Source organism: Variovorax sp. 10N420, assembly GCF_056394705.1.
Window position 1 is genome coordinate 406614 of sequence record NZ_JBFTIJ010000001.1, and the last position, 12871, is coordinate 419484.

10 protein-coding genes and 4 tRNA genes are annotated in these 12871 nt (G+C 61.7%); 4 read left to right on the plus strand and 10 right to left on the minus strand.

The features are described from left to right. The 4 genes from proX (at position 1) to AC1DEK_RS01895 (ending at position 4221) form a co-directional block, all read left to right on the plus strand. Entirely contained in the window at positions 1 to 969 is a 969-nt protein-coding gene (gene proX / locus AC1DEK_RS01880; RefSeq protein ID WP_478123976.1) for a glycine betaine/L-proline ABC transporter substrate-binding protein ProX, read from the plus strand. Positions 970 to 1042: 73 nt separating this feature from the next. Beyond that, positions 1043 to 2596: a fumarate hydratase gene (locus AC1DEK_RS01885; protein ID WP_478123492.1), complete on the plus strand. Its 1554-nt coding sequence runs from the start codon at positions 1043 to 1045 to the stop codon at positions 2594 to 2596. Then, the gene (gene murI / locus AC1DEK_RS01890; protein WP_478123493.1) at positions 2593 to 3447 is read left to right on the plus strand and encodes a glutamate racemase; all 855 of its coding nucleotides are present in this window, start codon (positions 2593 to 2595) and stop codon (positions 3445 to 3447) included. The genes AC1DEK_RS01885 and murI overlap by 4 nt, the downstream gene beginning before the upstream one ends. A gap of 12 nt (positions 3448 to 3459) precedes the next feature. Beyond that, positions 3460 to 4221 (plus strand): PA3715 family protein, encoded by a 762-nt coding sequence (locus tag AC1DEK_RS01895; RefSeq protein ID WP_478123494.1) that lies wholly within the window; start codon positions 3460 to 3462, stop codon positions 4219 to 4221. On the opposite strand, the gene AC1DEK_RS01900 is transcribed toward AC1DEK_RS01895, so the two are convergent. From AC1DEK_RS01900 to AC1DEK_RS01945, 10 genes are all read right to left on the minus strand, one after another. After that, a complete protein-coding gene (locus tag AC1DEK_RS01900; protein WP_478123495.1) occupies positions 4222 to 5520 on the minus strand; it encodes an MFS transporter in 1299 nt (432 codons plus the stop codon). Between the two features lie 95 nt (positions 5521 to 5615). Continuing rightward, entirely contained in the window at positions 5616 to 6248 is a 633-nt protein-coding gene (locus AC1DEK_RS01905; protein WP_478123496.1) for a DUF6806 family protein, read from the minus strand. 22 nt (positions 6249 to 6270) lie between these two features. After that, a tRNA-Leu gene (locus tag AC1DEK_RS01910) sits at positions 6271 to 6363 on the minus strand. Positions 6364 to 6448: 85 nt separating this feature from the next. Then, a tRNA-Cys gene (locus AC1DEK_RS01915) sits at positions 6449 to 6522 on the minus strand. A gap of 76 nt (positions 6523 to 6598) precedes the next feature. After that, positions 6599 to 6674: transfer RNA gene (locus AC1DEK_RS01920), tRNA-Gly, on the minus strand. A 62-nt stretch (positions 6675 to 6736) separates the two neighbouring features. Continuing rightward, positions 6737 to 9178 carry an endopeptidase La gene (lon, locus tag AC1DEK_RS01925; RefSeq protein WP_478123497.1) on the minus strand — a complete coding sequence of 814 codons (2442 nt, stop codon included), beginning with the start codon at positions 9176 to 9178 and terminating at the stop codon, positions 6737 to 6739. A 118-nt stretch (positions 9179 to 9296) separates the two neighbouring features. Continuing rightward, positions 9297 to 10562 carry an ATP-dependent Clp protease ATP-binding subunit ClpX gene (gene clpX / locus AC1DEK_RS01930; RefSeq protein WP_478123498.1) on the minus strand — a complete coding sequence of 422 codons (1266 nt, stop codon included), beginning with the start codon at positions 10560 to 10562 and terminating at the stop codon, positions 9297 to 9299. Between the two features lie 104 nt (positions 10563 to 10666). Beyond that, entirely contained in the window at positions 10667 to 11275 is a 609-nt protein-coding gene (clpP, locus tag AC1DEK_RS01935) for an ATP-dependent Clp endopeptidase proteolytic subunit ClpP (protein WP_478123499.1), read from the minus strand. 99 nt (positions 11276 to 11374) lie between these two features. Further along, positions 11375 to 12688 carry a trigger factor gene (gene tig, locus AC1DEK_RS01940; RefSeq protein WP_478123500.1) on the minus strand — a complete coding sequence of 438 codons (1314 nt, stop codon included), beginning with the start codon at positions 12686 to 12688 and terminating at the stop codon, positions 11375 to 11377. 33 nt (positions 12689 to 12721) lie between these two features. Beyond that, positions 12722 to 12808 (minus strand) — tRNA-Leu (locus AC1DEK_RS01945). Positions 12809 to 12871: the final 63 nt, after the last annotated feature.

Below are 12871 nucleotides of genomic sequence, written 5' to 3' on the forward strand. Positions count from 1 at the left end.
ATGCTGGTCCTCGGTCTCGGTCTGGGCGTTCAAGCCCGTGCCGAAAACCTGCCGGGCAAAGGCATTACGGTGCAACCGCTCAAGAGTTCACTGGCAGAAGAGATGTTCCAGACACTTCTGGTGTCCAGGGCGCTCGAAAAATTGGGCTACACGGTGGCACCGGTCAAGGATCTCGAACCCGCCACCGAGCACCTGGCGATCGCCAATGGCGACGCCACCTTCATGGCGAGTCACTGGCACACCCTGCATGCCGACTTCTACAAGAACAGCGGCGGTGACGCCAAGCTCTTGCGCAAGGGTGTCTATGCAGACGGCGCGGTCCAGGGCTACTTGATCGACAAAAAGACTGCCGATCAATACAACATCACGAACATCGGGCAGCTGAAGGACCCCGAGATTGCAAAGCTGTTCGATACCGACGGCGATGGCAAGGCGGACCTGACCGGCTGCAACCCCGGATGGGGATGCGAGCTCGCGATCGAAAAGCACCTGTCGGCCTACCGGTTGCATGACGCCGTCACGCACAAGCAAGGAAGCTATGCCGCCCTGATGGCCGACACCATCGCCCGCTTCAAGGAGGGTCAGCCGGTCATCTACTACACCTGGACTCCTTATTGGGTGAGCGCGGTGCTGCGACCCGGGATCGACGTGGTGTGGCTCCAGGTGCCCGCATCGAACGCGCAAGGTGAGCCGAGCGAAACCCGCCTTCCGAACGGGAAGGACTATGGCTTTCCCGCCGACCAGCAACAAATCGTCGCCAACCGCCAGTTCGCCGAGGCGAACCCCGTTGCAGGCCGGCTGTTCGAAGTGATGAGCCTCCCGATCGCCGACATCAACGCCCAGAACTTGCGCATGAGCCAGGGCGCGAACACGCAGAGGGACATCGAGCGCCACGTCGACGGCTGGATCAGGGTTCACCAGCAGCAGTTCGACGGCTGGATCGAACAGGCGCTCGCTGGCGACACCTGAGCCGGGCATCCGTCCGCCGTTGGTGGGGCTGAGATAATCGGCGGGCGTCCCCAATTCCAAGAACCTTCCCACCATGACCACCACCATCCAGCAGGGCGACCTGATCGAATCGGTCGCCGCTGCGCTCCAGTACATCAGCTACTACCATCCCACCGACTACATCGCTCACCTCGCCAAGGCGTACGAGCGGGAGCAAAGCCCCGCCGCCAAGGATGCAATGGCGCAGATCCTGACCAACAGCAAGATGAGCGCCACCGGTCATCGCCCGATCTGCCAGGACACGGGCATCGTCAACGTGTTTCTCAAGGTCGGCATGGATGTGCGCTGGGGCGGCTTCACGGGAAGCCTCGAAGATGCCGTCAACGAAGGTGTGCGCCAGGGCTACAACCATCCGGACAACACGCTGCGCGCATCGGTCGTTGCCGACCCCCAGTTCGATCGCAAGAACACCAAGGACAACACGCCGGCTGTGATCTTCACCGAGATCGTTCCGGGCAACACCGTCGAAGTCACCGTCGCGGCCAAGGGCGGCGGCAGCGAAAACAAGAGCAAGCTGGCCATGCTAAACCCGGGCGACAGCGTCGTCGACTGGGTGCTGAAGACTGTGCCGACGATGGGCGCCGGCTGGTGTCCGCCAGGCATGCTGGGCATCGGCATTGGCGGCACCGCCGAGAAGGCCGCGCTGATGGCCAAGGAAAGCCTGATGAACGACCTCGACATGCACGAGTTGCAAGCCAAGAAGGCTTCCGGCGCCGAGCTCACGAAGGTCGAAGCGCTGCGCATCGAGCTCTACGAGAAAGTAAATGCGCTGGGCATCGGCGCACAAGGCCTCGGTGGGCTTTCGACCGTGCTCGACATCAAGATCAAGATGTACCCGACGCATGCCGCGAGCAAGCCGGTCGCGATGATTCCGAATTGCGCGGCGACGCGGCACGCGCACTTCGTGCTCGACGGCTCCGGGCCCGTTTACCTGGAAGCACCATCACTCGACCTCTGGCCGAAGATCGACTGGGCGCCCGACTACAACAAGAGCAAGCGTGTCGACCTCGACAAACTCACGCCGGCGGAAGTCGCCAGCTGGAAGCCCGGCGACACGCTGTTGCTCAACGGCAAGATGCTGACCGGCCGCGACGCCGCGCACAAGCGCATCGCCGACATGCTCGCCAAGGGCGAGAAGCTGCCGGTGGACTTCACCAACCGCGTGATCTACTACGTCGGACCGGTCGATCCGGTCAAGAACGAGGCCGTCGGCCCTGCCGGCCCGACAACGGCAACGCGCATGGACGGCTTCACAGAAATGATGCTGGCCCAGACCGGCCTGATCGCCATGATCGGCAAGGCCGAGCGAGGCCCGGTCGCCATCGAGGCCATCAAGAAGCACCAGAGCGCCTACCTCATGGCCGTTGGCGGTGCGGCGTACCTCGTGAGCAAGGCGATCAAGACCGCCAAGGTCGTCGGCTTTGCGGACCTCGGCATGGAAGCGATCTACGAGTTCGACGTCGTCGACATGCCGGTGACGGTGGCGGTCGATTCCGGCGGCACGAGTGCCCACATCACCGGCCCCGCCGAATGGCAGAAGCGAATCGCCAGCGGCGAATTCAAGACGATCACGCTGGAACCGGCTTGAGCGCGACGGCGGTCGACGTGGGCGATGGCGCCGATCGGCCGATCGGCGTTTTCGATAGCGGGATCGGAGGACTGAGCGTTCTCAATGCGCTCTGCGGCGAGTTGCCGCGCGAACGATTCGTCTATTTCGCCGACACCGCTCACGCACCTTACGGGGAGCGGGGCGATGCATTCGTCGGCGACCGCAGCCGCGTTGTCACACGCCACCTGCTCGAACGTCATCGAATCAAGGCGCTTGTCGTCGCTTGCAACACAGCGACGGCGGCTGCGATCCACCTGTTGCGCGCCGACCACCCAACGCTCCCGATCATTGGCGTCGAACCCGCTCTCAAACCGGCGGTCGCGCGCAGCAGCACGAGGCACATCGCCGTGATTGCGACACGCGTGACGCTCGAGAGTCGCAAGTTCGAGGCGCTGCGATCCTCTCTCGATGCACAAGCGACCTTCAGCATCGTCCCCTGCGATGGGCTTGCAGGTGCCATCGAACGCGGTGACGCCGCCCGAATCGCCGAACTGTGCCAAAAATATCTTGGCGATGTCGGCCGTTTCGGCGGAGAGCCAGGGGAAATCGACACGCTGGTTCTCGGCTGCACGCATTACCCCTTCATCGCTGGCGCCCTGCGGCGAGTGACAGGCGATTCGGTGAGCTTCATCGACACTGGTGCTCCGGTGGCGCAGCAGACACGCCGTTTGCTGGAACGGTCCGGTCAGCTTGCCGAAGATGGCGAAGGTGCCGTCAGACTGCTCAGCAGCGACGCACCGGAATCGCTCGAGGCCGCTGCCGCGCGCTGGCTTGCGCGACCGGGCGGCCGAGCAAGCCTTGCCCGCACCCAAGACGCAGCAACCGCCTGAGCCGCCCCAAGCATGCGCCGCGCGTTCGTCATTGCCTGGCTCCTCGGCTTCTTCAGCATCGCTGCGCATGCCGCTTGCGACACCGGCCTGGCCGAACGCATGCACGCCAAGCTGCATCCCAAGCGCATCCTTGACCATGAACGCGCTGTGTGCGAGCCCTGGAGAGGCTTTCCCGGCCGCTTTATCGTCGTGCTGCCCATGCCGCGAACTGGTTCGGAGTCCGACGCCACGCAGTTCGACCTGGACGTTCTGGTCGTCCAGCAGGCGGACAACGGGAACACCGAACGCGCAAGGATCGTCAGCAGACTCCTCGACGAGGACGCTCTCACCGAAGACGCGGTACGTATTGCCGAGATCCGGGTCGATACGGCGCGCTACACACTGGCCCCGGATGCGCGCGCGTTCGGCTTGAGGATCCTGCGGCAGGGCTCTTCGCGAGCGAATCCATACGCGAGCGAAACGCTGTCGCTGTACCTGCCGCAAGGCGCAAAGCTCGCCAAGGTGCTCGATGGACTTGAGACAACGCTCGAGCGCGGCGAATGGGACACCAACTGCACGGGCGATTTCGAGACCGTCCGCGGTACGCTGTCGGTCATGCACACGGCGACGAACGGGAGCGCGGACCTGATGCTGCGTGAGGCGCGCTCGGAAAGCCAGTCGCTCCTCCAGGGCGAGGAATGTGTGTCGCAGCAACTCCCGACGAAATTCAAATCGACCCTGCTGCGCTTTGATGGCGCCGTTTACCGCGCGTCGAAACGGGCTGCAGCGGGCTAGTCAGGCCCGCAAGGCCGCCTCGCGGCCGCGCCGCATATCGATCGGCAGCAGCATGACGAGGCCGGCGACGAACAAGACCGTGGTCGCGAGGATCGCAATTCGCTGGTTGCCGCCGGACATCCAGGTGATGACACCGTAGCTCAGCGGCCCCACGATGCTGGCGAGGCGGGTCGCGAAAGTCCATAAGCCAAAGAACTCCGCGAGTTGGCGCGGCGGGGCCAACACGCCAGTCATCGCACGGCCCGCCGATTGACTTGATCCCATCGCAAGTCCTGCGATGGTGGCCGCCAACCAGAACCCGCTTTTGGTCGTCACGGACGCAGCAATCAGACAGACAAGGATCCAAGCTACAAGCGTTCCCGCCAGCGAACGCTTGTGCCCCAGGCTGTCCTGCCAATAGCCAAAAATGAAGGCGCCGAGCGCCGCGGCAATGTTCAGCACAAAAATCAGCACCATGGTTTCGCTCGGCACGAAGCCAATCACTTGCTCGGCATAGATGGCGGCAAGCGTGATCGCCACGGCCACGCCCCCCTGGTAAGAAACAGTGCACGCAAGGAGCCACATGAAATCGCGGTACGCGCGAGCCTCGCGGAAGGTGCTCTGCAACTGCCGCCATGCGCTGGGCGCAGTCTCGTTCGCCCGAGGCATCGCTCGCTCCGGCAGCAGGACGAACGTGGCACAAGCGGCTACGCCATAGAGGGCGGCGGTGATCAGCATCGTGACCGGCACGAAGTGCGCAGCAGGCAAGCCCCTGGCTTGCGCCCACAGGACGTACGCCAGGCACAGCCCCAGCGCAAGCATGCCTCCCAGATAGCCGAAGGCCCAGCCCCAGCCACTCACCTTGCCCATGCCTTCGACAGTCGCGAGCTCTGGCAGGAATGCACCGGTAATGGATTCGCCGTACGAATAGAACGTGTTGGAGACGACGACCAGCGCCATGGCCACGAGAACCCCCTGCATTCCGACGACGCGTGGCGTAAAGGCAAGCGCAGCGGTGCCGATCACACACCCGACGGTGGACAGGATCAACACGCGCTTCTTGGCCGCTCGCATGTCGGCCCAGGCACCGATCGCCGGCATGGTCAACATTACGAGCGCGTACGAAATGCTCAGCGCCACCGACCACGCCAATGCGCCCCACGCCGCGCCCTGCGCGATGCCGCCGACGAAGTAGGCGGCGAACACGGCTGTGATGACGACGGTCGTATAGCCGGAGTTTGCGAAGTCGTACATGGCCCAGCCGAACACTTCGCGCTTGCGCACGCCGGGTCGGAGGGCGGACTGGGGAAATAGAGCCAAGCGACGTTCCTCTGCAAAGATCGTCGCCGAGCATAGCGGAGCGACCTTACCGCTCCGTGTCGCGAACGCTTGTTGGCTCGCTAGCGCGCTCTGGGCTAGTGCAGATGACGCGGACGACGACCACCGCCGTGTCCGCCGCTGCCGGCGCCACCGGTGCCGCCACGCGGCCGTTTTCCGATTTCGAGCGAATTGACCAGTGCGTCGAACCGATCGCCGAAGAGCTTGTCGATCTCCGCCACGACGCCGCCGAGTTCAGCACCATCGAAGTGACGCTCCATCAGGTTCACCACATCTTCCACGAGCAGGTCGCGCTGGACCTGCATGATCGCGGCAGGGTTGGGGCCGACGAACAGCATCAGGAAGTCATCACGCGACTCCTGGTCGGGGTCGCCTTCCTCTTCGTCGAAGTCGGTGTCGTAGAAGGTGACTTCGAGCGCGGCGCCCTGCTCAGCGAGCTCATTGAGAGCCATGCACATTTCGTCGAGCGCCTGACGGAAATCGTCGTCCCCGGCCACGGTCCAGCAGATCTGGAGCATGTGCTCTTTCTGTTCGAAGCGGATCCCGGGCTCTTCTTCATAGACGCTGGTCGCGCCGTCGGCGAGCGATCGTGCGCCGGCATATTTCCACAGCGGCTTCAGCGCTTCCTGGATCTGCTCGAAATTCGCATCCGAGCGCAGCGGCACATCGCCGTGTACATGGATTTCGAACGGAGCGTTATAGCGAGGCATGTCTTGCTCCCTTGTAGTGTGGTGGTGCCCGGAACCGGGGTCGAACCGGTACGCCCCTTATGCAGGAAGCGGCGGATTTTAAGTCCGATGTGTCTACCAATTTCACCATCCGGGCTTCCCGTCGAACGTCGACGATACCCCAAACGAAAACAGTCCCGACAACGTTGTTTGGCGGGACTGTGTTTTGGCATTGGAATCGGTGGAGGCGCGACCCGGAGTCGAACCGGGCTAGACGGATTTGCAATCCGTTGCATAACCGCTTTGCTATCGCGCCACTCTCGTTGCCGAGATTTTGAAGTCGTAAGAAATCAGCGAAAAAAAGGGAAGCCTGCGCTTCCCTTTTTCAAAACTGGAGCGGGAAAAGAGTCTCGAACTCTCGACCTCAACCTTGGCAAGGTTGCGCTCTACCAACTGAGCTATTCCCGCGTTTCGAGCCTCGAATTATAGAGCATATTTTTAGTCTCTCGCAACTCGAACGCATCGACGTGTCAGTGCTTGATCGAACCTTCCGCCGGTTGCGCAGCGCGCTGCTTGGCCAGCTCGGCGACTGCCGCCGCTGAGGCGGCAACCTCTTCGTCCGACAGCGGCGTTGGCGACTTCTCGAGAGCAATTTCCAGCACCTTGTCGATCCACTTCACAGGCACGATCTCGAGGCCGTTCTTCACGTTCTCGGGGATATCCTGCAGGTCCTTGGCGTTCTCTTCCGGGATCAGCACGGTCTTGATACCGCCACGCAAGGCAGCCAGCAACTTTTCCTTTAAGCCGCCGATGGCCGTGACTTCGCCGCGCAAAGTGATCTCGCCCGTCATGGCGACATCAGCACGCACCGGGATGCCTGTGAGCGCCGACACGAAAGCCGTCGTCATTGCAGCACCCGCGCTCGGGCCGTCCTTGGGGGTGGCGCCGTCCGGTACGTGGATGTGAATGTCACGCTTCTCGAACACTTCGTCCTTGATACCAAGTCGACGAGACCTGCTGCGGACCACAGTGCGTGCGGCTTCGACGGACTCCTTCATCACGTCACCGAGCGAACCCGTGCGACTGATCACACCCTTGCCGGGCATCGTGACGGCTTCGATCGTGAGCAAGTCGCCGCCGACTTCCGTCCACGCGAGCCCAACGACCTGCCCGACCTGGTTCTGCTTCTCTGCAAGGCCGAACGTGTATTTGCGCACGCCCAGGAAATCGTTGAGGTTCTCGCCGTTCACGACAACCTGCGGCACCATCTTCTTGAGCAGCAGTCCCTTGACCACCTTGCGGCAGATCTTGGAGAGTTCGCGTTCGAGCGAACGAACGCCCGCCTCGCGCGTGTAGTAGCGCACGATGTCACGCACCGCCTCTTCGGAGATGAGCAGTTCGTCATCCTTCACGCCGTTGTTCTTCATCTGCTTGGGCAGCAGATACTTCAGCGCGATGTGCGTCTTCTCGTCTTCGGTGTAGCCCGCGAGTCGAATCACTTCCATTCGGTCCAAGAGGGCCGGAGGGATGTTCATCGAGTTAGAGGTCGCGACGAACATCACGTCGCTCAGATCGAAATCGACCTCCACGTAGTGATCGCCGAACGTGTGGTTCTGCTCCGGGTCCAGCACTTCGAGCAGAGCGCTCGACGGATCGCCGCGGAAGTCGGTGCCCAGCTTGTCGATTTCGTCCAGCAGGAACAGTGGGTTGCGCGTGCCGACCTTGTTCAGGCTTTGCAGCACCTTGCCCGGCAGCGCGCCGATGTAGGTGCGGCGGTGGCCGCGAATCTCGGCCTCGTCTCGCATGCCGCCCAGCGCCATGCGCGTGTACTTGCGGCCGGTCGCCTTGGCAATCGACTGCCCGAGCGAGGTCTTGCCCACCCCGGGTGGCCCGACGAGGCACAGAATCGGCGCCTTGACCTTGTCCACGCGTTGCTGCACTGCAAGATATTCAAGAATGCGGTCCTTAACCTTTTCGAGCCCGTAGTGGTCCTCGTTGAGCACTTCTTCGGCATGCGCCAGGTCGTGCTTGATCTTTGTCTTCTTGCTCCACGGCAGGCCGATCAGCACATCGATGTAGTTGCGCACGACGGTCGCTTCGGCTGACATCGGCGACATGAGCTTGAGCTTCTTGAGCTCGCCTTCAGCCTTCTTGAGCGCTTCCTTCGGCATCTTGGCGAGCTTGATCTTCTTCTCGATCTCCTCGATGTCGGCACCCTCTTCGCCTTCGCCAAGTTCTTTCTGGATCGCCTTGACTTGTTCGTTCAGGTAGAAGTCGCGCTGGTTCTTTTCCATCTGGCGCTTGACACGCCCGCGAATCTTCTTATCGACGTTGAGGATGTCGACCTCGCGCTCCAACTGGCCAAACAGGTTTTCGAGCCGCGACTTGATGTCGTCGAGGTCGAGCACAGCCTGTTTGTTGTCGAGTTTCAGAGGCAGATGCGCGGCAATGGTGTCCGCAAGACGGCCCGGATCATCGATGCTCGAGATCGACGTGAGGATCTCCGGGGGGATCTTCTTGTTGAGCTTGACGTACTGGTCGAACTGCTGCATTACCGCGCGGCGCAGTGCTTCGACTTCGGTGCCCTTCTGCGGCGCAATATCGGCCAGTTCGACGGGTGTCACGTTTGCGGAAAAGTGCGTTTCGCTGTCGTCGATGCGGTTGACGCGTGCGCGCTGCTGGCCTTCGACCAGCACCTTGACGGTGCCGTCGGGCAGCTTCAGCATCTGCAGGATGGTCGAGATGCAACCGACCTCGAACATGTCTTCGACCGAAGGCTCATCCTTGGCGGCGGCCTTCTGGGCCACAAGCATGATGCGGCGTTCCGCTTCCATGGCGAGTTCGAGCGCCTTGATGCTCTTGGGACGTCCCACGAACAGCGGAATCACCATGTGGGGAAACACGACCACATCGCGCAACGGAAGCAGCGGCAAGTCGAGTTCGGTAGCAGGCAGGGGGGTATGACCGGACATGGAAATCCTTTAATTGATCATGGAAAGATGGTCGGCCGCGCGCGCTTTTCAAGCCCGCGGGCAGAGTATTCGCCGAAGACGCCGGACGCCTGTCTGAAAGCGGCCGGGTCCGAGGTCATCAAGCCTTCTTCGCGGCTTCGCGATAGACGAGCAGCGGCGGCTTGTTCTCGTCGATCGTCGATTCTTCGACCACCACCTTGTCGACATTGGTCGCATTCGGCAGCTCGAACATGGTGTCGATGAGCGACTGCTCCAGGATCGAACGCAAGCCTCGCGCGCCAGTCTTGCGCGCCAGCGCCTTGCGCGCGATCGCCTTGAGCGCCGCAGGGCGGATCTCGAGGTCGACGCCTTCCATCTGCAGCAGCTTAGTGAACTGCTTGACGACAGCGTTCTTGGGTTCGGTGAGGATCTGGACGAGCGCGTCCTCGCTGAGTTCAGCGAGCGACGCCACGACCGGCATGCGACCGACCAATTCGGGAATGAGGCCAAACTTGATCAGATCTTCGGGCTCGACCTCGCGGAATACCTCGGTGAGGCTGCGCTGCTTCTTGCTCTTGACCGACGCACCAAAGCCGATACCCGAGGCTTCGGTCCGGTTTTCAATCACCTTCTCGAGGCCGGCGAAAGCACCTCCGCAGATGAAGAGGATGTTGGTCGTGTCGATTTGCAGGAAATCCTGGTTGGGATGCTTGCGGCCGCCCTGCGGCGGCACGCTGGCCATGGTGCCTTCGATCAGCTTCAGCAGAGCCTGCTGCACGCCCTCGCCCGACACGTCGCGGGTGATCGAGGGGTTGTCGGACTTGCGCGAGATCTTGTCGATTTCGTCGATGTAGACGATGCCGCGCTGCGCGCGCTCCACCTCGTAGTTGCAGCTTTGAAGCAGCTTCTGGATGATGTTCTCGACGTCTTCGCCAACATAGCCGGCTTCGGTCAACGTGGTTGCATCGGCCATGACGAAAGGAACGTCGAGCATGCGCGCGAGCGTTTGCGCCAGCAGCGTCTTGCCCGAGCCGGTCGGTCCGATCAGCAGGATGTTGCTCTTGCTGAGTTCGACATCCTCGCCCTTGGATTTTTCCTTGTGGCGCAGACGCTTGTAGTGGTTGTAGACCGCAACCGACAGCATTCGCTTTGCCGGCTCCTGTCCGATCACGTAGTTGTCGAGGTTGGACTTGATTTCCAGCGGCGTGGGCAGGTCGCTGCGCGCTTCGCGCGATTCTTCGCCAGCTGGAAGCTCGTCACGGATGATCTCGTTGCAAAGATCGATGCATTCGTCGCAAATGAATACCGAAGGCCCCGCGATCAGCTTCTTGACCTCGTGCTGGCTCTTCCCGCAGAACGAGCAGTAGAGCGTTTTTTCGCTGGAGGAGCCTTTTTTCTCGGCCATGGACAAATGCCTCGTAACTGGGGTTTAACAATGATAGCGAAACAAAAACGGCGTTTCCCGTGTGGGAAAACGCCGTCGTTGCTCGGGCGCCTTAATGGCGGCGGTCAGGTGCGCTTGGCGATCACCTGGTCGATGAGGCCGTAATCCTTGGATTCGTCGGCAGTCAGGAAGTAGTCGCGCTCGGTATCACGGGCGATTTTCTCGAGTGACTGGCCGGTCCGGTCCGCCAGGATGCGGTTCATTTGCTCACGGGTCTTGAGGATGTCGCGTGCGTGGATCTCGATGTCCGTCGCTTGTCCGCGTGCACCGCCCAGGACCTGGTGAATCATGATCTTGGAATTCGGCAGCGAAAAGCGCTTGCCCTTTTCGCCTGCAGCCAGGAGGAATGCGCCCATGCTCGCCGCAAAGCCGATGCACAGCGTCGACACGTCCGGCTTGATGAACTGCATGGTGTCGTAGATCGCCATGCCGGCGCTGACGCTGCCGCCGGGGGAGTTGATGTAGAACGAAATGTCCTTGTCTGGGTTTTCGCTCTCGAGGAACAGCAACTGCGCCACCACGAGGTTGGCGGTCTGGTCGTTGACTTCGCCGACCAGGAAGATCACGCGCTCCTTGAGCAGGCGCGAATAGATGTCATACGAACGCTCGCCGCGGCCTGACTGCTCGATGACCATCGGAACCATGCCGAGGCCTTGAATTTCCTGTGCGCTCATGTTTGCTCTCCAGAGGGGTTTGTACTTTACCCAGACGAAATGGGGCTCGTGCCACAAAGCACAAGCCCCATGGATTGCTTGCCGGCTGGCGGCCCTGATTTAGCCTTGTTGGGCCATCAGTTCGTCGAAGGATACAGACTTGTCGTTGACCTTGACCTTGCCGAGCACGAAGTCGGTCACATTGTTTTCGATCACGACGGCCTCGACTTCGGCCAAACGGCGGTTGTCGCTGAAATACCAACGAACCACGTCAGCGGGCTTCTCGTAGCTGGCGGCCAGTTCGTCGATGTGGGCCTTGATCTGCTCGGGCTTGGCTTGCAGGTTGTTGGCGCGGACCAGCTCGGCCACCACGAGGCCAAGGCGCACGCGGCGCTCGGCCTGGGGGCGGAACACGTCGTCGGGGATCGGCGCCTTGTCGGCGTCCTTGATGCCGCGCTGCTTGAGTTCGGCGCGGGCGCCTTCGATCATGCGATCGACTTCTGCCTGGACACTGGACTTCGGCAGGTCGAGTTCGGCGTTGGCGACCAGTGCGTCCATGACCGCGGTCTTGTTGCGGGCGAGGAGGCGGAATTTGACTTCCCGCTCGAGGTTTTTCTTGATGTCTGCACGAAGACCTTCGACCGTTGCGTCAGCGATGCCAAGCGATTTGGCGAGTTGCTCGTTGATTTCAGGCAGGTGCGAAGCTTCGATTTTCTTCACGGTGACCATGAAGTCGGCTTGCTTGCCGGCGACGTCCTTGCCGTGATAGTCGGCAGGAAACGAAAGCGGGAAAGTGCGGCTGTCGCCTGCCTTCATGCCGCGCACGGCGTCTTCGAATTCCTTGAGCATCTGGCCTTCGCCCACGATGAACTGGAAGTCGTCGGCCTTGCCGCCCTGGAAGGGCTCGCCTTCGATCTTGCCTTCGAAATCGACGGTCACGCGGTCGCCGTCCTGGACAGCGGCGTCTTGCGCGCGCTGTGCGAAGGTGCGACGCTGCTTGCGCAGGATGTCGAGCGTCTTGTCGATGGCGTCGTCGCCCACGTCAGCGCTGAGCTTCTCGACTTCGGCGTTGGACAGGTCGTTGATCTTGACTTCGGGGAAGACTTCGAAGACGGCGTCGAAGGCAAGCTCGCCTTCGGGCGAATTCTCTTTTTCGGTGATGCGGGGCTGGCCGGCCACTCGGAGCTTGGCCTCGTTGGCAGCCTGCGAGAAGGCCTCGCCCACCTTGTCGTTCATGACTTCGTAATGGACCGAATAGCCATAGCGCTGGGCCACGACGTTCATCGGCACCTTGCCGGGCCGGAAGCCGTCCATTTTGACGGTGCGGGCCAGCTTCTTGAGGCGCGAATCGACCTCGGACTGGATGGTGCCGACCGGCAAGGTCAGCGTGATCTTGCGTTCGAGCTTGTCGAGGGTTTCAACGTTCACGGTCATTTTCTGTCTTCCTGGTGAGAGGTCTTATTGGGCTGGTGCGCGGGGCCGGACTCGAACCGGCACGCCATTGCTGGCGTCAGGACCTAAACCTGGTGCGTCTACCAATTTCGCCACCCGCGCGGTCCGAAGAATTCAACGAAAAACGGGCGGTCCTTGATGCAGACCACCCGCTCGAAATCGGTC